This window comes from Sphingobium sp. B11D3A, assembly GCF_025961695.1.
Taxonomy (GTDB): Bacteria; Pseudomonadota; Alphaproteobacteria; order Sphingomonadales; family Sphingomonadaceae; genus Sphingobium.
The window spans coordinates 2,951,196-2,971,722 of record NZ_JAOQOE010000001.1; the positions used below are offsets into that span (position 1 = coordinate 2,951,196).

Here is a 20,527-nt window from a genome sequence, read left to right on the forward strand (position 1 = left end):
TAATCGTATTGCCAAAGGTTAATATGGGCGGCGCGGCGGGGTCCGCGGCGTCGTTCGGTGGTTGTTCTGCGAAGGGGCGCGCGCCTGCGCCCCCAGGATGGAGAAACGACATGGCCACGACCAAGACTGCCGCAAAGCCCAAAGCGAAACCCGCATCGAAGAAGCCCGCCTCGAAGACGGCGCGCAAGACCCAGCGGGCGGCGGCAAAGCCCGCCGACGCGATCAAATTGCTCAAGGACGACCACAAGGAGGTGAAGGGCTTTTTCGACCAATATGCTGATCTCGAAGACGATGCCGAGAAGCAGGCGCTGGCTGACAAGATCTGCCTCGCTCTGACGGTTCATGCGCAGATCGAAGAAGAAATCTTCTATCCCGCCGCGCGCGAGGCCATCGACGATGGTGACCTGCTCGACGAGGCCGAAGTGGAACATGCCAGCGCCAAGCAACTCATCGCTGAGATCCAGGCCATGAAGGCGGGTGACCGCCTGTTCGACGCCAAAGTGACGGTGCTCGGCGAATATGTTGAGCATCATGTCGAGGAAGAGGAGCAGGAGATGTTTGCTGAAAGCCGCGAGAGCGAACTCGACCTCAAGGCCCTGGGCGCAGAGCTGGCGGCCCGCAAGGCCGAGTTGATGGCGCAGGCCAGCAAATAAGCATGGCCGTCCAGGAGCCGGCCGACCCCTCGGCCGAACGGCTGGACTGTCTGATCGTCGGCGGCGGCCCTGCGGGGCTGACCGCCGCGATCTATCTCGCACGCTTTCATCTGACGGTCTGCGTCATAGACGGCGGACAGAGCCGGGCTGCGCTGATCCCGCTCACCCGCAATCATGCCGGCTTTCCGGAGGGCATCTCCGGCGTCGATTTGCTTGCGCGAATGCGTGGACAGGCGACCCTCTACGGCGCGTGCCTGCAGGGCGGGACCGTCGAGAGCCTGGCGCATGATGGCAGCCAGTTCATCACGCACGCGGGCGGCCGAAGTCTCGCTGCGCGGACCGTCCTGCTCGCCACCGGCGTGGTCAATCGCCGCCCCACCATGATGGACGATCTATGCCACGATCGCGCGCTTGCGACCGGTCGGCTCCGCTATTGTCCGATCTGCGATGGCTATGAAGTCACGGACAAGGCGATCGCGGTGCTCGGAACGGGCGAGCGCGGCTATAATGAAGCCATGTTCCTTCGCGGCTATTCCGCCGATATCACGCTGGTCGCGCCTGATGGGGGCCATAGTCTGGAACCGGCGCAATACGCTGCGTTGAAGGCAGCGGGCATTGGGATCGCCGGACAATGTACGTCCATCAGCTTGGTGGAAGACCAGATCGCGCTCGGCATCGAGAGCGAGACGCGCCGCTTCGACACGCTGTATCCGGCGCTGGGTTCTGACATCCGCTCGGAGCTTGCCGGGATGCTCGGCGCAAGTCGCACATCCGAGGGGTGTCTGATGGTCGACGCCCATCAGCGCACAGACATCCCCGGGCTTTATGCCGCTGGCGATGTCGTCCTCGGCCTCGACCAGATCAGCCACGCGATGGGGGAGGGCGGCGTCGCCGCGACCACGATCCGGAACGATCTGGCCAAGGTGGCGCCCATCCGTCGCTAGGTTGGCGCCGCAACGACCGCCCGCTCACATCATCCGCATCCGCAGATTGAACAGGATCACCAGCGTGCCGCCGACCATGAGCGCGATGATCAGGCTGGAGAAGAGGATGAGCTGGAGGTCGTCACGCGTCGAGCGCTTGAGGCCGATGTGGAGGAAGCAGCGAAACTGCACGACAATCTGGATGAGCGCCAAGGCCAGCACGAGCGCATAGGTGGCGGTGCTGCCGAGCACCGGCCAGCGCACGAGCGCAAAGGCGACGCTGGTCAGCAAGAGCGCGGCGGCATAGCCCAGCACATAGCCGCGCGCCTCCCGGCGAGGATCGTCTCGGCGTTCACTCATGGGATCAGCCCCGGTAGATAGACGGTCGAGAAGATCGCGATCCATATGATGTCGAGGAAGTGCCAGAACAGGCCGAGCCGCAGGAGGTTGATCTTCACGCGCGCATCAAGGCCGATGATCCGCAACTGCGCCATCATCACGACAATCCACAGGCTGCCGGCGAGCACATGCAGGCCGTGCAGGGGCACCAGCGCGAAAAAGGCCGAGAGGAAGCCGCTGCGCATCGGCGTGGCGCCATGGGCAATCATGGTTGCAAAATCGTGCAATTCCAGCCCCAGGAAGAGCAGCCCCAAGGCAAGTGTCAGCCCCAGCCAAGTCTGGATGCGCGCCTGCGCCGCCCCATGCTTCATCGCGATCGAGGCCAGGCCGTAGGTGAGACTGCTGGTCAGCAGCACCAGCGTTTCAAGGAAGGTCGGGCCGATCTTATATTCGCTTGCCGGAGTTGGGCCGCCGGCGGTTGCGGGGAGCATGACGCCATAGGTGGCGAAGAGCAGCGCGAAGATCACGGCGTCGCTCATCAGGAACACCCAGAAGCCGAACAGGGCAGAGCCCGCCGCCTCATGGGCTTGCGCGTCGGTGCTGCCCAGATTGAGGCCGGGATGTTTCGTCTCACCGGCGGTCATGGGTGCACCTCGGCCAGGCCCGCATTCCCCGGGGTCGTCTCCATCTCGCGGGGGATGGGCCGCGCCCGCGCCACCGCGTCGAGCCAGGCCCGCTCCGTCCGTTCGACCGCGCTGGCCGGGATCAGCCGGTGCGTGTCGCGGGCGAAGCTGCGCGCGATCACCGTCGCAACGACCGCAAGCAGGCCAAGGATCGCCAGCCACCACATATGCCAGACAAGGGCAAAGCCGGCTGCCGCGCTTGCCATCCCGATGATTGGCGCGACGGCGCTGTTTTTCGGCATCTCGATGTCTTCGTAATGGGCTGGCCTGACATAAGGCGTACCGTTGCGCTTGGCGTCGAAGAACCAGTGGCGCTGGTCGACCTGCGGCAGCCGGGCGAAATTATACGCGGGGGGCGGCGCCGCGATCGACCATTCGAGCGCCCGCCCATCCCAGGGATCGCCTGCGAAGACGCGGGTGGCGGCGCGGTTGCGCAGGCTCACCCAGAGCTGGACAAGCAGCGCCACGAAGCCGCAGAACAGCACCAGCGCGCCGACTTCCGCCGCATAGAGCCAGGGCCGGTAGGCGGTCTCCATCACCGCGGGGGTGCGGCGCGCCATGCCTGCAGCGCCCAGCACGTAAAGCGGCATGAAGGCGAGATAGAAGCCGATCACCCAGCAGGCGCAGGATATCTTGCCCCACCGCTCATCGAGCCGAAAGCCGAACGCCTTGGGGAACCAGAAGGTATAGGCGGCGAGCAGGCCGTAGAGCGTGCCCGGAATCAGCATATTGTGGAAATGCGCCACGAGGAACAGCGTGTTGTGCACGATGTAATCGAGAGGCGGGAAGGCGAGGATGATGCCGGTGAGCCCTCCGAGCACGAAGGTCATCATGAAGGCGAGCGCATAGCACATGGGCGTGGTGAAGCGCACTTCGCCGCGGAACATCGTCCAGATCCAGTTGTAGATCTTGACCCCCGTCGGCACGCCGATCGCCATCGTCGCGATGCCGAACACGGCGTTCAGGCTCGGGCTCTGCCCCATGGTGAAGAAATGATGCAGCCAGACGGTGAAGGAAAGCACCGCAATCGCCATCGTGGCGATCACCAGCGAGTTGTAGCCGTACAGCTCCTTCGAGGAGAAGGTGGAGACCACTTCGGAATAGATGCCGAAGGCCGGCAGGATGACGATGTAGACCTCTGGATGGCCGAACATCCAGAACAGGTTGGCATAATGCATCATGTTGCCGCCAAGGGCGTTGGTGAAGAAGTGGAAGTCGAGATAGCGGTCGAGCGCCAGCAGCACCGTCGCCACCGTCAGCGGCGGCATCGCGAAGATCATCAATATGGCGGTGCACAGGCTGGTCCAGGCGAACAGCGGCATCCGCATCAATGTCATGCCCGGGCAGCGCATCTTGTAGATGGTGACCGCGATGTTGATGCCGGCCAGGGTAGAGGCAATCGAGCCCAAAGTGATGGCCCAGATCCAATAATCCGGCCCGACGCCGGGATTGAAGCCGATCTCCGTGAACGGCGGATAGCCGCTCCAGCCGCCGGTGGAGAAGCGGCCGATCACCAGCGACGCCATCATCAGCCCCGCGCCGGCCGCAGTGAGCCAGAGGCCGATGGCGTTGAGCAGCGGATAAGCGACATCGCGCGCGCCGATCTGCAGCGGCACCAGATAGTTGATCAGCCCGGTGAGGAAGGGCATCGCCATGAAGAAGATCATGATCGAGCCATGGGTGCTGAACAGCTCGGCAAAATGCTCGGGCGCAACCAGGCCGGGATTGCCGATTGCCACCGCCTGCTGCAACCGCATCAGATTGGCCTCGATCAGCGCGCGCGCCAGCATGATCAGGGCGATCACGATGTACATGATCCCGATCTTCTTGTGATCGAGGCTGGTGAGCCATTCCGTCCAGAGCCAGCGCCACCGGCCGAGGCGGGTGATCAACACGACCATGAAGAGCGCGCCGGCCACCACCATGGCTCCGGCTCCGGCAGCGATCAGTTCATTCGCATTGGGATTTTCCCAAGCACGCACGAAGGGCAGCGCATCCCAAGTGAACCGCCCCAGCAGCGCCGGCAGCAGCGGCGCGCTCAATGGGCCTGCCCCTGTGTGCTCGACATCATCATATGCTCGAACAGGCCTGGCGGGACGGATGAGAACAAGGCGGGTTGCGGGGCGATGGAGCGGGCGGTGATCGCCGCCAGCGCCTTGTCGTCGAGCGGCCTGCGGACGGCGCGCACCTGGCCCAGCCAGCGGCGATAGTCGGCCGGCGGCAGCGCCACGACGTCGAACTTCTGGTTCTGAAAGCCTTTCCCGTTGAACTGCGTGTTCTGGCCGCGGAAGACGCCGGCCCGACTGGCGGCCAGATGCAACTGCGTGCGCATGCCGGCCATGGCATAGATTTGCCCGGCAAGCTGCGGGATCAGTAGCGATTGCATCACCGTCCCGCTGGTCAGGCTGAGATGGACGGGCCGGCCCACAGGGATGGCCAGCCGATTGACAGTCGCGATGCCCTCCTCGGGGTAGATGAAGAGCCATTTCCAATCGAGCGCCACCACCTGCACCTCCAGGGGCGGCTGGCTGGACGCGAGCGAGCGGTATGGGTCGAGCCGGTGCGTCGCATTCCACAGGAGGACGCCGAGCCCGATGACGATGGCGGTCGGCGGGATCCAGATGAGCAGCTCGAGCGGCCAGGAAAATCCCCAATTGGGCCGATAGGCGTCATCCCGGTTGGAGAGGCGATAGTGCCAGGCGAAGAGGGGGACGAGGATGAAAACGGGCCCCGCTACGAAGATGAGCACGATGGCAAGCTGAAGAAAAAGGTGCCACTGGTCCGCCGCCACAGGGCCGGCATGGTTGACCACGCCGAGCTTCAGTGCCTCGCATCCGCCGAGCAGCAGCGGCAGGCCGAGCAGCGCGGCGCCCGGGCGAACCGCCCGAGCGCCTTCGCCACTGCGCTTCATCCCGCCTGTCCCCCTCCGGTGGCCGACTGCGCCACGATCCGCACCGGCACACCCTTGGCGGCCGGCGTCTTGGAGGCTTTGTCATGATACCAGAGCGGGATGAGCGGGTTCATCTCCGGATAATAAGCGCCGACGCAGCCCTCCGGCAGATCGAAGGGGGTCACGGTGAGCCCACCCACCTGCCGGTCAATGCCATCGTCCGCATCGCTGGCGAGGCCCACGACCTGCCCGGGCTCAAGCCCGGCTGCCTCAATGTCGCGCGGGCTCATCAGCAGCACGTCGCGCGTGCCCTCGATCCCGCGCAGGCGATCGGAGAAGCCATAGATCGTTGTGTTGAACTGATCGTTCGAACGCATGGTGATGAGCCGGTAGCGGCCCGCCTTATCGGGCACGCCCATGGCGGTGAGGCTCGTCGGCGTCGTGAACTCGGCCTTGCCGCTCTCCGTCTGCCAGATCCGCTCGCGGGCCTTGTTGCCCTTGAAGAAGCCGCCCGGCGTGAACAGGCGCTGGTTGAAGTCCGCGAACTTGTCCGGATAGGTCGCCTCGATGAGGTTGCGCACCTGGCCGTAATGGCCGACCCAGTCATCCCATTTGACGGCTGGCCGCGCAGGCAGCGTCGCCTTGGCCATGCCGGCCACAATGGCGAGTTCGGAGAGAAGATGCTCGCTCGCCGGCTTGCGCTTGCCGACCGAGCCGTGGATCATCGAGAGGGAATCCTCCATCGTCACGGTCTGCGGTCCGCCGGCCTGCATGTCCTCCTCCGAGCGGCCGAGGCAGGGCAGGAGATAGGCGACCTCGCCGTTGATCAGATGGCTGCGGTTGAGCTTGGTGGCGATCTGGACGGTGAGCCGCATGTTGGTCCACGCGGCCTCCATCTTCTCCCGCTCCGGGATGGCGCGGACGAAATTGCCGCCCAGGCCGATGAAGGCGCGAATGCTGCCATCGATGATGCCCTCGCAGGCCTCGACGGTGTTGACGCCCTTCTCGGTCGGCGGATCGAAGCCGAACAGCTCTTTCAGCCGATCAAGCGGCACGAGTTCGGGCTTCTCCGAAATGCCGACGGTCCGCTGGCCCTGCACGTTCGAATGACCGCGCACTGGAGAGATGCCCGCCCCCTCGACGCCGATATGCCCGCGCAGCAGCAGCAGGTTGACCAGCATGCCGATGGTCTGCGAGCCATGGACATGCTGGGTGACGCCCATGCCATAGATGCCGATGACTTTCTTGGCGTCGCAATAGATCTGCCCGGCCGTTTCGAGATGAAACCGGCTGAGGCCGGACTCCTGTTCGATCTCAGCCCAGGAGGTCGCGCGGACCTTCTCGACCATGGCTTCGAAGCCATGCGTGTGCTGTGCGATGAAGTCCGTATCCAGCAAATGCTGCTTTTGCTCGGCCCATTGGCGGTCTTCGTCCGCGAGGACATGCTTGATCATCCCCATGATCGCGGCGATGTCTCCGCCCGGCCTCACCTGATAATAGAGGCAGGAAATCTCGGTCCGCTTCTGCGTCACCATCTGAACGGGGTTCTGCGGATCGACGAACTCGATCAACCCCTTCTCGCGGACGGGATTGAAGGTCACGATCTTGCAGCCGCGCTCCACCGCAGACTTGAGCGTATGGAGAAAACGCGGGCTGTTGGTGCCGGTATTTTGGCCAAAGAAGAAGATCGCGTCGCAATGGTCGAAATCTTTCAGCTGACAGGTGCCGACCGGCGACCCCGTCACTTTCTTCAGGCCGACCGAGGTCGTTTCGTGGCACATGTTGGAGCTGTCGGGCAGATTGTTGTGGCCATAGAGCCGCGCGAACAGGGCATAGAGATAAGAGGTTTCCAGGCTGGCGCGGCCTGAGGCGTAGAAGACGGTGGACTTGGGATCGAGCGCCTTGAGTTCAGCGCCGATGCCCGCGAAGGCCTCGTCCCAGCTGACCGGCATATAGCGATCGCTGGCCCGATCATAGCGCATAGGGTGCGTGAGCCGGCCGGTCTGCTCAAGGTCATAGTCCTGCCAAGCCTGTAATTCGGTCACCGTGTGCTTGGCGAAGAAGTCCGGTGTGCAGCTGCGCGTGGTCAGCTCCCACAGCGTCGCCTTGGCGCCATTTTCGCAGAATTCGGCAGGGTGGGGATGCTCCGGCTTGGTCCAGGCGCAGGAGACGCACATGAAGCCGCCGGGCTTGTTCTGGCGCCGCAATGTCTCCAGCGCCATGGGCGTTGCCCACTCCTTGCCGAAGATGCGCGCGACGCCGCTCAGCGAACCAAAGCCGCCGGAGGGGCCGCCGTAATGGACGGTGTCCTCGTCCTGCGTCGTGGGGTCATCTTCATGCGCCATCGTGCCCGCTCCCGTGCCATTTGCAGCATAACGCTTCGGACCGGCGAGCGATCCGATCTGTTTGGGGAAAGTCGAGAAGGGTGGCGTACTCAGCGATGGGTGGGGCACGGCTGATGCGCTGAAGGCGCACAAGCAGGTTTGCTTGCCATTATTTATAGAGTATTATAATATAGACGTTGAGAGAATGGCGTCTGTGCTGGAGCATGAAGCTTACCTTCCAGGTGTCAACTCTTTGGAGAGGTTGATGACTCGCAATCACATGTTTCCCGGTCAGGTCGCGCGGTGCCTCCTCGTCGCGGTACTCGTCATTACGGGACCATCCGCGTCGCTCGCGAGGGACGCGGGGCCGCCGCCGCTGATGATCGAGCGACAAGGCTCCTTCGCAGCCGGAGGAACACGGGCCGGGGACCCAGCCGTCAAGTCCACTGTCTGTGATCACGGCTATGTGGAGTACCAAATCCCGGCGAATGCGGGCCCTACTGGCCTCTTCTTTTGGCATAGCTCCAGCGTCGCCGCCTGGAAAAACCGGTGGGACGGCGGTGAAGGTTTTGACAGCATCTTTCTGCGACGGCATTTCCCGGTCTATCTCTGGGATGGCCCCCGCGTCGGCCGCGCGAATCTGCCCTGTGAAACGGCGGAGTCAGCCCCGCGCTTGGGATCTGACCAGGAGACCTTCACGGCCTGGCGGTTTGGCCCCAGCTATATGAAGTGGCACCCCGGGGTGCAGTTTCCGACCGCGGACGCCCGCGCGTGGGAGCAGGCTAGCCGGGCCCGTTATGCCGAATATGACACGATGGAGAACGTCGCCTTGCAGGCGCATGCCGCAGCCGCCGCACTCGAGCGGACCGGTCCGGTGGTCATGGTCACGAATTCGGCGGGCGGCCTCCGGGCTCTCCTCACGGCGATTGAGAGCGACCGCGTGAAGGCGATCGTCGCCTACGAAAATGTCGGCTTCGTTCTACCGGAGAGCGAGAATGACGGTTCGCCCCCAGGCCCCTACGGCCCGGTCTACGTGCCGCTCGAGACATTCAAGAAACTGGCAAAGATCCCCATGCAATTTGTCTGGGGAGACAATCTGTCGCAACCGCGCGGTCCGCAACTCGCGCTGCCGCTGAACCGGCGGTTCGTAAAGCTCATCAATCAATATGGGGGCAAGGCGGAAATTCTCGAGCTTGCCAATGCGGGCCTCAAGGGCAACACGCACCTCCCCTTTGCCGATCTCAATAATGTCGCCGTGGCAGATTTGCTTCAAAATTTCCTGGCGAAGCACAAGCTCGCGACGCCAGCGGGCGAAGTGTCGCGCAAACGACCAAATAATTAAATTTATATAGAATATATTGCCCGTGTCGATTTGTGATGTTAGCTGATTGGCGAGCGCTCTGCGATATGTGGAGGGCCGGAGGGGATCTGCATGGCTGTTCAGTCGATTGATAGCATTCTCGAGCGCCCAACGATGGGTCGCTACCGCTGGACCATCTATCTCCTGTGCGGCATCCTCATGGCCCTGGAAGGATATGACGCCTATATCGTTGCGAACCTCGCGGCCGTCATCGCCCGCGACCTCGATATACCCATTCCGTCCATGGCCTATGTGTTCTCGGCGCAGGCAGCCGGTATGGCCTTGGGCTTCTACACCATCCCCGTTCTCGCCGATCGCATTGGCCGTCGAAATATCATTCTGGTCGGTGCCACCTTCTTCGGGCTGCTGACGCTCCTGTCGACCGCTGTCCAGACGCTTGAAATGTTCACCCTTGTGCGCTTTCTGGCCTTCGCAGCCATGGGCGGAACGATGCCGAACATTGTCGCGCTGGCGACCGAGTTCATGCCGGAGAACCGCCGCGGCAAGTTGCTCACCTGGCTTTACATCGGCCACGGCCTGGGCGCGTCTGTGGCCGGGCTTGTTGGCCCGAGTTTCGTTCATTTTCACTCGTGGCAGTCGGCCTTATGGGGCGGAGGCATCGCACTTCTCTTGCTGGTGCCCTACCTTTATGTTCGTTTGCCGGAGAGCTGCCGGTATCTGATGACGCGCAATCCCCGGGATCCGCGCGTCGCCCAGATCCTCGGAAAAATCGCTCCCGACCTGCAACTCGCGCCTGACACGATATTCGTGTCCAACGAGGAGCGTAATGAGGGCTCGCCGGTGATCGGCCTGTTCAGAAGCGGTCGCGCACCCATGACGTTGCTCCTCTGGGTCGCCATGGGGAGCACGCTGTGCGTGGTGGCAACACTGACCTCCTGGCTCCCGAGCTTCCTTCATCTTCTCGGTGGCGTAGAGACCGGGGCCGCCGCGCGGATGTCGTCAGTGTCTGCGTTCGGCGCTATCGCCGGGCCGATTCTGCTGACCCTGCTCATGCAGCGCCTTGGTCTTGCTCCGTCACTGGCGCTCATGTCGCTGCTGGGATTTGTCGCAATGACCTGCTTCCACTTCGTGAGCAGCTTTCATGCGCTGGGCTGGTTCCTGGGTTTCGCTTATGGCTTCTTCGTCATCGCCGTCCAGGCGGGCCTGAATTCCCTTGTTGCCTCAAGCTATCCCACCTCCATGCGGTCAACGGGTATCGGGTGGGCCGGGGGGATCGGGCGGGTAACCTCCATGATCGGTCCCGCCGTTGGCGGCGTGATGCTCGCGGCACAGGTCCCAGGCTTGTGGATCTATATGATCGTTGCTTCGCCGCTTCTGCTCACGGCCATTGCCATGATCCTTTTCCACGTCATCGTGTCGGGGCCGGCGTTGTCGGCTCGTACGGCAAAGGGCGTGCGATGAGCGCCCCCGGCCGCTCCGCCGTCCTCTCGCGCAGGGCGCTGCTGGGAGCTGTTCCGCCGCTCCTCGTCGCAGGGCCGGCGCTGGCACGAACGCGGCTGCAGCCATCGCAGCCCGATGCAACGGCGGGCATGATCGATGCCCATATCCATTTCTTCTCTGCTGATTTTGCGCACTATCCGGTGGACATGCGCAACGCCCGTGAGCCGGAAGCGGTGATGCGCGCACGCGTCCTCAATGCGCCTGTTACGCCCGAGAAGATGCTTCCCCTCTGGGAAAAGATGGGCATCAGGGCCGGGATCGGGGTGCAGTACAGCGGCGCCTACAAAACCGATAACACCTATCTGCTCGACGTCGCGCAGGCCCATTGGGACCGCATCCGCACGGAGATCATCCTGAATCCTGCGCAGGCGCAAAGTCGCAGCGTGCTTCAGGCGCTCCTGCCGACGAAGCACGTTTCGGCTATTCGCCTGACCGGCTTTGTCGATGGGGACGGGGATCTGCCTTGGCTGAAGTCACCGGGCGCGCAGGCATTGTGGCAGATGGCACAGGCTGAAAAGCTCCCGCTCTGCATCACCTACCTGCGGATGGACCCACGGTCGGCGGCCCTCCGGACGGTGCGCGAGCTGGCCGACCGCTACCCGGACTGCCAGGTCGTCCTCGAACATTTGGGTTGGACTGGAGGCACAGGCAGCCAGGACGGGCTGCTTCCTGCCCACATGGCCCTGAAGGATCACGAGACGATCGCCTTCAAGTGGACCAGCCTGAATGTCGACGCGCTTGCGGGCGCAGGCATCGACACGGCGAATTTCCTTCGTACCGCCGTAGACGTGTTCGGGGCGTCGCGCCTCATGTGGGGGTCCGATTACGGAAACACCACGAGGCCTTATGCCGGCATTGTTGCCGATGGGATCGATGCGACGCGCCTTCTCAGCGCGGCGGAGCGAGCAGCAGTGCTTGGCGAAACCGCGCGGCGCGTCTTCGGGATTTAGGCCTCACTGCCATTCTTATGCGCGATGCGACCCGGCGCGTGCCAGGTCAACGGGGCAGCACTTCGCCTCTTCGCGGGGAGGGGAAGCGCGCCATTACCATGGCACTGGACCACCCTCACCAAAAAGCCCGCCGGTTGGCCCGTCTGCGTCCAGGAGAGCAAGGGAGATGGCGACTTTCGCCCCCGCCACCGGCGATTGGCCTTTGCCGCCAGAAAGCTCTGTGGCGCATAGGCCCGGATTGGCCGCGTTGATCTTGATCGGCGTCCCGGCAAGTTCGTTCGCGAATTGCACGGTCACGGCATTGAGGGCCGTCTTTGAACTGTTGTAGGCGAGGAGGCGACTGAACGCCATCGGCCCATCCGGCCCGCGGGTCAGCGCAAGGGAGCCAAGGCCCGTCGACATGTTGACGATGCGGCCACGGTCCGATTGGCGGAGGAGCGGCAGCATCGCCTGGATGACCGCCACCACGCCGAAGACATTGGTTTCGTACACCCTGCGCATTTCGTCGAGATCGGCGGTGCTTGGCAGGCTGTGCTTGTCCAGGGAAATGCCGGCATTGTTGACCAGGACGTCGAGCCGCTTGAAGCGGTCTGCTAGCACCGCAGCCGCAGCCTGAACCGATGCACGATCGGTCACGTCGATGATCACATAATGGGCATCCAGGCCCTGATCGCACAGGGCCTCGGCAGCCTTTTGCCCGCTCGCAGGATCGCGGGCGCCGATCACCACCCGCATGCCGTGCTCTGCCAGGCCTCTGGCAATCTCGAACCCGATGCCCTGGGTTGCCCCGGTCACAAGTGCAACCCGTCCAGCCTCAGTCATTCCTCATCCCTTTTTTACAGATCGGTCCTCAGACGTCGAAGGGCGCGGAGCGGGGATATTTCTCAAGATACTGGAGAAACTGGCCGAAATATTTGTCGGCCCTCAGGAGCGCGCTTTTGCCATAGCCCCGGAAACGGAGCTTGAAGAGGATCGGCTCATCCTCCGCATATAGCTTGTGCATATAGGCGATGCGGTTATCCAACTCTTCCTGCGCGGCCTGGTCGCCCATCTTCTCCGCATCGGACCGACGCATGGCGACGACGAAGAAGGCGTCGGACCAGCCGGGCGCAACCTGCGAACTCCCTGCCATGAACAAGCGCTCGCTGCCATTGGGAAACTGCATATGCGCGGTAAGCCAGGTTGCGCCCCATAGCTGCGTGTCGGCGATGCGCGTCACGGATTCCTGCCGGACGGTAATGAGATAGTCCTCGAACACCACGCTCACTGGGTTTGGGTCGGGGATGCCGTGCACGGTGGACAGATGCTGGAAGTCCACCAGATTCGAGGAGCCAATCCACCCTTCGATCTCTCGCTGCCCTCTATGAAACGCGCGGTAGACCAGTTCGTCTTCCCTAAGGTTCGGCATCTCGGGAAGGGGATAGAGCGGCTCTTCTCCGTTGAATGCCCAGATCATGCCCCAGCGCTCGGCAGCGGGATAATTGTAGATCCTCGCGGCGCCGGGAATAATCGTCTCGCCTGGAATTTCAGCGCATCGGCCATCGGCAGCGAACTTCCAGTGATGATAGGGGCAGCGCACCTTGCCATCGACTATTTCCCCGCCGGACAGGTCGGCGCCGACATGGGGGCAGTAGGCGCTCTGCACGACAGGCTCACCCTGCTCGTTGCGGTAGACGATGATGCGCGTCCCGAGAAAATCCTTCCCGACGATCTTTCCCTGCACCAGCTCCGAGGCCAGCATGATCGGATTCCAGTTCTTGAGATAGGTGCCGTCAGGGACCCGGCCATATTCCTGGCCGGCAAAAGGGCGCTGGCGTGAGGCGTTCACTTGCTCATCGACCGTCGTAACAGACATCACAATTCTCCTGGTTTTGGGCTCCCTATCACGCGCAAAATGAGAAGAAAAGTTTTTTATAGGATACTATAAATATGTACCGCCTCGGCCGTCGTGCGGATGTTCATGCTCAGGACGAGCGGCATCGCTCGCTCCCACTGGTGGAACGTCGTCGAACACCGATGAGTAATGCTGCCGTGAGGCTCAGCCCGTGCGGGCGGGCTCGAGCGCAATTCCACTCAGCATGAGCTGATAGACGAAGGCCTTATATTCTGCCGCCACGTCGGAATGAGGGGCGCCGCCTGCTGCCAAATTGCCTTGCTCGACGAAGCGGGATGCGTGCTGATATTGCTCGCACAGCCCCATGATCGCGAAAAATGTGAAGTAGGGATCGACGTTCCGCAACGACCCTTCCGCCACGCCCTTGTCGATAATGTCGCGATAGATATCGAGCGTCTTCCCCACCCACAAAGCGATCAGCTCAGCCGCGAGCGGATCGGTCTCGTCGGCGATAATCTCGGTCATGAGCCGGTGATAGAAAGGATTGACGAAAAAGAAGTCGACCATCGTGTCGATTCTGATCTTTATCCGCTCCACGGCCGGCAGGGATCCCGCTTCGGTCTGGGCGAGGCCGTCGCCCAAAGAGACGGCCAGGGTTCGCGCGACGTCGACCAGCAACCGGGTTCGGTCGGTGAAATAATATTTGAAAAGGGTGAGGTGTACCCCGGCATTGCGCGCCGCCATGGACAGGGACAGCTTTTCGGGCGGCACATGGCGCAGGAGTTCGACAGTCTTGTCGATCAACAGCTTCTTGCCGATACCACGCTGCCCGGATGGACGGCCGATCGAGCGCTTTTTGGCCGGTCGCGCGCCCTTCGTTTCGGCACCCTCGCTGCTGTTTTGGCTCTCCGCCTTCTTCCGGCCCATCTTAACCACCCTGGAAAGGGCATCGGATTTATCCGACACCTTGAAAACTCTGCCTGCGCATAATCCGCTTGCACGCCAACCAGTTAGTCCGGCCGACATCCCGCGATACGGGGCGTTCATAGCCATAGCCGGTCCCCTTGTCATTTTCTACGGACGCGCGGTTTACGCGAAAGGCCGGCAGGATGGGAGCGGCGGCCTACATCACGCTCAGAATAAATTCTAATCGTATTGAAATTAATCCCAGCCCCGGTTATGAGGCGCATGCCAATTGGTCAGTGGAGAGCGAGAGGATGGGCGATTATCGGGAAAGACTGAGGCGGCCGCCCAATACGCCGCAATTTCGTGGAGGGCGCCCCCGCCAGCACGAGCTTTCCTTCCGCGATCGCATCCGCATCGAGCGGGACATTGCGGTGCCGACCCGGGAAGGCAAGCCGCTCTGGATCGACCTCTTTCTGCCAGCGGACCTGACGGGGCCGATCCCTGTTCTGGTCGCCTGGACCCCCTATGGCAAGCACGACCCGGCGCCGCTTGCGACGCTCTATCCGACATCCGGCGTGAAGGCGGAGTGGCAGTCGGACCTCACCATTTTCGAGGCCCCCGATCCCGTCTACTGGACCGGCCAGGGCTATGCGGTGATTACGGCCGATATCCCAGGAACTTGGTATGCGGAAACCACAGCAAGCTATTTCTCGCGCAAGGAAGGCGAGGCTCATTATGATCTCATCGAATGGGCTGGCACGCAGCCATGGAGCAACGGGCGCGTAGGCCTGTCAGGCGTATCTTACCTCTCCTCGTCGCAGTGGAACGTGGCCGCACTTAACCCGCCCCATCTGGCGGCGATCAATCCTTGGGAGGGCTGGTCGGACACCTTCAACGAGATCGTGCGCCACGGAGGCATCCCAGAGACGCATTTCTGGCCGCACATCCAGGTGCGTTGGGGCGCCTCGGATGCCATGGTGGAGGATCTCTGGGCGTTGACCGCCGAGCATCCGTTCTTCGACGAGTACTGGCAATCGAAGGTGCCCGATTTTAGCCGGATCGACGTCCCGGCCTATGTGGTCGCGAGCTGGAGCGACCACGGCGTGCATACGCGTGGCACCCTCGAAGGCTTCAAGAAAATCGCATCTTCGCGCAAGTGGCTCGAGGTTCATGGTAGCAAGAAATGGGGCTATTATTACGAACCCACGTCCATCGCGCGCCAGACAGCATTCTTCGACCATATCCTGAAGGGCGTATCGAACGACATGGGCACTTGGCCGCCGGTCAGGCTACACGTGCGCGACAGGGCTGGCTCGGCAATCATGAAGCAGTCAGAGCAATGGCCCGTGGAGAACACCCAATACCGTCGGTTGTATCTCGACGCAGCGACCGGACACATGAGCGACAAGCCAGCCCCGGCCGAAGCAATTGCGAGCTATGATCCGCTCGATGACGCGGCAGAGGTGACGTTCGACTGTCGGTTCGAGGAAGACTGCACGCTCGTCGGGCATATGAAGCTCAAGCTCATTGTCTCGACGGAAGACGCCGATGACATGGACGTATTTGTCGCGGTCGAAAAGGTCGAAGATGGCGAGAAGGTGGGCTTCATCCATTGGGCTGTATTCGAGGACGGCGCTGCCGCCTATGGCTGGTTGCGCCTCTCGCGGCGTGAACTGGACGCCGAAGGCTCGACCGAATTTCAACCCGTGCTCACCAGCACCTCCGAGTGGAAGGTCACGCCGGGAGAGATTGTCGAAGCGCAGATCGAGATCCTGCCCTCCGGCACGCTCTTCAGGGCCGGCGACGTGCTGCGGATCAGGATCAAGGGGCGGGACATTTACCAGTATCCCAAGCCGATGCTCTACATGCGGCACGAAGACACGGTCAATCGAGGCATGCACCACATCCACACCGGGGGCGAGCATGACTCCCACCTGCTGATCCCGGTCGTGGCCCTGCGCGATGCTTGAGACAGAATATCAACGTCCGGTCGTGGACGGACCGCTGTCCCTGCTCTCGCCCATCCGTGAGCTGGTTGGCGCGCTTCGTGCGGGCAGGCCTATCATCCTCGTGGATTCGGAAGACCGAGAGAATGAAGGTGATCTCGTTATTGCGGCCGAATTCGCAACGGCCGCGGAAATCAACTTCATGGCCCGTTATGGCCGCGGTTTGATTTGCCTCGCCCTCACTGCGGCTCGCGCGGAGGATCTGGATCTGCAGCCAATGGTCGCAACAAACAACGCGCCGCACGGCACGGCTTTCACGGTGTCGATCGAAGCTGCCGAGGGCGTGACGACCGGCATCTCAGCCCATGACCACGCGCGGACCATCGCCGTGGCGATCGACGACAAGTGCGGGCCGCCCGACCTCGTCTCGCCAGGCCATATCTTTCCGCTCGTAGCGCAGCCCGGTGGCGTCCTCACGCGACCTGGTCACACAGAGGCAGCGGTCGACATGGCAAGGCTGGCCGGGCTGAAGCCCGCAGGCGTGATCTGCGAGATCCTCAACGATGATGGCACAATGGCGCGTCTGCCCGACCTCATCCGCTTCGCCGATCGGCACGGGCTCTGCATTGGCTCAATCGAAGACCTTATCATCCACCGCCGCCAGACAGAGCGTCAGGCAGCGTGACGGAGCAAATGACATGACCGAACTCTCCCCCGTGGCCATCAGCTTGCGCGAGGGGCTGCGGCGTCTGGCCAAAGCCGTCGTCGTGATCACCTGTCGCCATAACGGCACCCGCTACGCGATGGCCGCGACCGCGGTGAGCGAGCTCAGCATGGATCCACCATCGCTGCTCATCTGCGTCAATCGCTCGGCGAGCTTGTACCTGCCGCTCTCTGAAGGCGCCGACTTCTGCGTGAATATTCTGCACAGCGACCATGCCGACATATCGGCAGCTTGCGCCGGCAAAGCGCGGGGGGAAGAGAGGTTCGCCACGGGCAAGTGGGGCACGGCTGCAGATGGCTGTCCCCGGTTGGAAGATGCGCAGGCGAGCTTTTTCTGTCGCTACGAGCAGGCTCTGGACTATGGGACGCATCACATTGTGATCGGCCGTGTCGAGGAAGTGTTCCTCACTGATGAGGTCAGCCCGCTGGTGTACGCGAACGGTTCCTACGTCAGCCTGGGCGCCCCTATCACTGCCGGATGATCGTTTTTACCGCGTCAGAGCAGGAGGTCTGGAAAGGCGGGTCGATGCACCGCTGAACCGGCCGGAACGGGTCGCCATGGCGGTGGCGAGCAGTTCGCCTCGTCAGGGCATTTGAAGCAGCAGAGACTTCCGTGGAACGGGCCAGCGCGCTCGCCGCACTGGCCCGCCCAATCATCAGAAGCGAACCTTCACGCCCACCTCGAACACGCGTCCGATTTTGTCGTAGAGCTGGCCATTCACCGGCTGGCTCTGCGTTGCATAGGGGCTGGATGGAGGATCCTTGTCGAGGAGATTGGAGACGCTGGCGGACAGCTCGAAATTGCCGGCCACGCGGATCGTCGAGAACAGATTGACGTAAGCGGCGGCCGGGATGTCGTTCTCATTGATGGTCAACGCAGGGATCGTGTCGAACTGGTTATCGTTCTTGCCCTTGCTGATGTACAAGAGCTGCGCTGACAGCGAGACCGCATCGGTGCTGAATGTCTGCGTGAGATTTCCCCGGAAGCGGGGCTGTGAGCCGAGGCTGCCCATCCCGTTTTCGCCCGACCGGTCGATGCCATTGATGTAGGACCGCAAGGCGTAGGTTCCGGTGAACCGCGTGCTCATGGACACGCCGCCGCCAAGACTGGCTTGGTAAGAGAGTGCCATGTCCAGTCCGCTCGTCTTGAACTGCGAAATATTCTGGACAGGCGCGACAAGGCGCGTCGGCGTTGCGCCGCTGAAGGTGATGTAGCTGCACGCCTGGGCATCGCCCGCCGAGCAGGCATTGCCGATATTGGCGGCCGTGATCGAGTCGATCGCATCCTTCAGGTCGATGAGATAATAGTCGAGCGACATGCGCAGCCCGGGCAGGCTCGAGGGCTGTACGACAACGCCCAGCGTGAGCGTGTCGGCCTTCTCAGGCCTCAGATCGGGATTCCCCACCGTGCGGTTCTGCGGAATGACGGCCGTGACCCCGTTCACCGTCAAAGGCACGTTCACGAAAGAACCGGGCGAGAACAGTTCGTAGATCGCCGCTGCACGGATGTCCTTCGAGCGTGTCACGCGAAAACGCAGCCCCTGGATGGGCTCGTATACGCCACCCACCTTCCAGGTCGTCTGGCCCCCGGCCGTGCTGTAATCGGCATAGCGAATGGCGCCATTGAGATCGAGATTGCGCGCGAAAGAAAGGTCCCTGGCGAGCGGCACGATTGCCTCGACATAGCCTTCCTTGACATTGAACTTGCCGGAGAAGGGCGCGACATTGCCGATCGCAAACCGACCGGCTGTCGCGAGCGGACCGGCCGTCAAAACCTGCGACTCTTGGCGATACTCACCACCAAAGGCGACGGCGACAGGCGCAGCCCAGGTGGAGAACGGCTCGCCGCGCATGTTGATGCTCGCGGCGTGCTGCTTGTAGATCACCTCGTGATAATCGGAGCGGTTCACATAAGCGAGCGCGGCCGGCGTTTGGGTGCTGACGGCATTCGGCCCGAAGATGTTGACTGGAACACAGCCAGCGGCGAGGGGATTGGCAGGCTGCCCGGCGAGGGTCGACCGGCAGACGATCCCGCCGCCCGGAGCCGCGACAGCATCCACTGCCAGATTCCAGAAGGCGGGTGAGAAATTATTGCTGAAGTCGCTGCGGAACTGGTTTTCGCCATAGGAATAATGGGCATCATAGTGCCACGAATTGCCGAGGTCGCCCTCGACGCCAATCGTGCCGTGCGGCGTCTTGTTCTTTACCCGGAAATTGATGTTCCCGACATCATAGACACCCTTGGCGACGGTGATGCTGGTCAGTCCCTGCGCAGCCATGGCATTCTTGACCGCTTGCGGCAGGAAGGCATTGTCGTTGCGGATCGTAAAGGACGCAAAGTTCGGCAGGCCGCCGGTGAACAGGCCTAGCGTCTCTGAATAGCCCCCGGACAGGGTGATATTAAGAGCAGGCGAGACTTCGAAACTGCTGAGGGCGTGAACGACAAAGCGCTCGATGCCGGGGATCAGGCTCGACCCCTTGGACCGGCTAAGACCCTCGCCGCCAATCTGATTGGTGCCATCGTCGACACTGCCGACCTGATAGGGCCGGATGGTGCCATCATCATTGAAGGTATAGTTGCGCAGGCTGAAGTTGGCAGGGCCGATGATGCGGCCGCCGATGCTGTTGGAATTGCGCACGCCGTCGGCCACGATATTGGCGGGCAGGCCATTGGTCAGATAGGCTCTGTTGGTGACGATCATCTCTTCGCGGCGTCCCCAATCGCGGCGATAAATGTCCTGAATCTCGTCACTGCGGGCTTTCTCGACCGCCACGACGATGTTCCCCCGGCCGTCCCCGAACGACAAGCCTCCCACGGCGCCGAGCTTGTAGCGGAAATTGTCGCCTTGCTGCGAAATGCCGGTCTGGGCAGACAGTTCGATGCCGGTCATCTTCTTCTTGAGAAGAATGTTGACCACGCCTGCAACGGCATCCGATCCATATTGTGCGGACGCGCCGCCCGTGACGACTTCGACCCTTTCAATCATGTTCGTTGGAATGACGTTGAGGTCCGTCGCGACGGGTGATCCTGTCGTGACCGAAGATGCCTGAGGCACAACCCGTGACCCATCGACGAGCACGAGGGTCCGCTGCCCGCCAAGCCCCCGAAGATCTGCCGTCGCCTGCCCCGGGCTCGCGAAGTTGTTCGCGTTTCCGCCGACCGAGCGCGTGGCCTTGAAAGCCGGCTCTTGCTGCAGCACTTCAGCAATGCTGATCGGCGACTGCTGATCGACGATATCGGCGCCGATGACTGACACGGCCGATGGTGCAGAAAAACCGGCCGCGGCGGCGCGAGATCCGGTTACGATGATGTCGGTGCTACTGGCGCTTTCCGGCGCGCTGGCTTGTGTGCTGGCCTGAGGAAGAGCCGCCATGCCATCGGGCTGGCCACCTTCCGACGCATTTGCAGCGCTCGGTAGGCTCAGGACAATGCTGGTCACGAGTGCGGTGGTTGCCTTCCATGTTACGCGCGGTGGCGTGAAAGCGGCAACTTTCCTGAGTGTCTTCATAATCCTCCCTCCAGTCAGCTTCGGCA

At 62.4% G+C, this 20,527-nt stretch carries 16 protein-coding genes and 1 pseudogene; 8 read left to right on the forward strand and 9 right to left on the reverse strand.

The features are described from left to right. The first annotated feature begins 23 nt into the window (after nt 1-23). On the forward strand, nt 24-653 hold the full coding sequence (locus tag M2332_RS13780; RefSeq protein WP_264574501.1) for a hemerythrin domain-containing protein: 630 nt from the start codon (nt 24-26) through the stop codon (nt 651-653). A gap of 2 nt (nt 654-655) precedes the next feature. Then, a complete protein-coding gene (locus M2332_RS13785) occupies nt 656-1,597 on the forward strand; it encodes an NAD(P)/FAD-dependent oxidoreductase (RefSeq protein WP_264574502.1) in 942 nt (313 codons plus the stop codon). A 24-nt stretch (nt 1,598-1,621) separates the two neighbouring features. On the opposite strand, the gene M2332_RS13790 is transcribed toward M2332_RS13785, so the two are convergent. From M2332_RS13790 to M2332_RS13810, 5 genes are read right to left on the reverse strand one after another with little or no spacing between them, the layout of a single operon-like run. Continuing rightward, nucleotides 1,622-1,936: a cytochrome o ubiquinol/quinol oxidase subunit IV gene (locus M2332_RS13790; RefSeq protein WP_264574503.1), complete on the reverse strand. Its 315-nt coding sequence runs from the start codon at nt 1,934-1,936 to the stop codon at nt 1,622-1,624. After that, the gene (locus tag M2332_RS13795) at nt 1,933-2,559 is read right to left on the reverse strand and encodes a cytochrome c oxidase subunit 3 (RefSeq protein ID WP_264574504.1); all 627 of its coding nucleotides are present in this window, start codon (nt 2,557-2,559) and stop codon (nt 1,933-1,935) included. Before M2332_RS13795 ends, M2332_RS13790 begins: the two co-directional genes overlap by 4 nt. Next, nucleotides 2,556-4,640: a cbb3-type cytochrome c oxidase subunit I gene (locus tag M2332_RS13800; RefSeq protein WP_264574505.1), complete on the reverse strand. Its 2,085-nt coding sequence runs from the start codon at nt 4,638-4,640 to the stop codon at nt 2,556-2,558. Before M2332_RS13800 ends, M2332_RS13795 begins: the two co-directional genes overlap by 4 nt. Beyond that, on the reverse strand, nt 4,637-5,509 hold the full coding sequence (locus tag M2332_RS13805; RefSeq protein WP_264574506.1) for a cytochrome ubiquinol oxidase subunit II: 873 nt from the start codon (nt 5,507-5,509) through the stop codon (nt 4,637-4,639). The genes M2332_RS13800 and M2332_RS13805 overlap by 4 nt, the downstream gene beginning before the upstream one ends. Continuing rightward, nucleotides 5,506-7,833, reverse strand: a complete 2,328-nt coding sequence (locus tag M2332_RS13810) for an FdhF/YdeP family oxidoreductase (protein ID WP_264574507.1) — start codon at nt 7,831-7,833, stop codon at nt 5,506-5,508. Before M2332_RS13810 ends, M2332_RS13805 begins: the two co-directional genes overlap by 4 nt. Nucleotides 7,834-8,077: 244 nt before the next feature. Here M2332_RS13810 and M2332_RS13815 point away from each other — a divergent pair, with 244 nt between their 5' ends. The 3 genes from M2332_RS13815 to M2332_RS13825 all read left to right on the forward strand — a co-directional run bounded on the left by M2332_RS13815 (nt 8,078) and on the right by M2332_RS13825 (nt 11,583). Beyond that, nucleotides 8,078-9,154, forward strand: coding sequence for an alpha/beta hydrolase (locus tag M2332_RS13815; RefSeq protein WP_264574508.1), 1,077 nt, complete (start codon nt 8,078-8,080; stop codon nt 9,152-9,154). A 90-nt stretch (nt 9,155-9,244) separates the two neighbouring features. Further along, on the forward strand, nt 9,245-10,594 hold the full coding sequence (locus tag M2332_RS13820; RefSeq protein ID WP_264574509.1) for an MFS transporter: 1,350 nt from the start codon (nt 9,245-9,247) through the stop codon (nt 10,592-10,594). Continuing rightward, entirely contained in the window at nt 10,591-11,583 is a 993-nt protein-coding gene (locus M2332_RS13825; protein ID WP_264574510.1) for an amidohydrolase family protein, read from the forward strand. Before M2332_RS13820 ends, M2332_RS13825 begins: the two co-directional genes overlap by 4 nt. A gap of 93 nt (nt 11,584-11,676) precedes the next feature. On the opposite strand, the gene M2332_RS13830 is transcribed toward M2332_RS13825, so the two are convergent. The 3 genes from M2332_RS13830 to M2332_RS13840 form a co-directional block, all read right to left on the reverse strand. Further along, on the reverse strand, nt 11,677-12,405 hold the full coding sequence (locus tag M2332_RS13830) for an SDR family oxidoreductase (RefSeq protein WP_264574511.1): 729 nt from the start codon (nt 12,403-12,405) through the stop codon (nt 11,677-11,679). A 28-nt stretch (nt 12,406-12,433) separates the two neighbouring features. Further along, nucleotides 12,434-13,438, reverse strand: coding sequence for a Rieske 2Fe-2S domain-containing protein (locus tag M2332_RS13835; RefSeq protein WP_181558779.1), 1,005 nt, complete (start codon nt 13,436-13,438; stop codon nt 12,434-12,436). 183 nt (nt 13,439-13,621) lie between these two features. Then, nucleotides 13,622-14,470, reverse strand: a complete 849-nt coding sequence (locus tag M2332_RS13840) for a TetR/AcrR family transcriptional regulator (RefSeq protein ID WP_264574512.1) — start codon at nt 14,468-14,470, stop codon at nt 13,622-13,624. A 56-nt stretch (nt 14,471-14,526) separates the two neighbouring features. Here M2332_RS13840 and M2332_RS13845 point away from each other — a divergent pair, with 56 nt between their 5' ends. The 3 genes and pseudogenes from M2332_RS13845 to M2332_RS13855 all read left to right on the forward strand — a co-directional run bounded on the left by M2332_RS13845 (nt 14,527) and on the right by M2332_RS13855 (nt 17,474). Beyond that, nucleotides 14,527-16,293, forward strand: a complete 1,767-nt coding sequence (locus M2332_RS13845; protein WP_264574513.1) for a CocE/NonD family hydrolase — start codon at nt 14,527-14,529, stop codon at nt 16,291-16,293. Beyond that, nucleotides 16,286-16,939 (forward strand): annotated as a pseudogene (gene ribB, locus M2332_RS13850) (3,4-dihydroxy-2-butanone-4-phosphate synthase); the annotation flags it as partial. The gene M2332_RS13845 and the pseudogene ribB, both read left to right, overlap by 8 nt. A 28-nt stretch (nt 16,940-16,967) precedes the next feature. Next, complete coding sequence (locus M2332_RS13855) at nt 16,968-17,474, forward strand: flavin reductase family protein (protein ID WP_181558783.1); 507 nt, start codon at nt 16,968-16,970, stop codon at nt 17,472-17,474. A 174-nt stretch (nt 17,475-17,648) separates the two neighbouring features. Here M2332_RS13855 and M2332_RS13860 read toward each other — a convergent pair whose 3' ends face one another. Beyond that, nucleotides 17,649-20,366 (reverse strand): TonB-dependent receptor domain-containing protein, encoded by a 2,718-nt coding sequence (locus tag M2332_RS13860; protein WP_264574514.1) that lies wholly within the window; start codon nt 20,364-20,366, stop codon nt 17,649-17,651. Nucleotides 20,367-20,527: the final 161 nt, after the last annotated feature.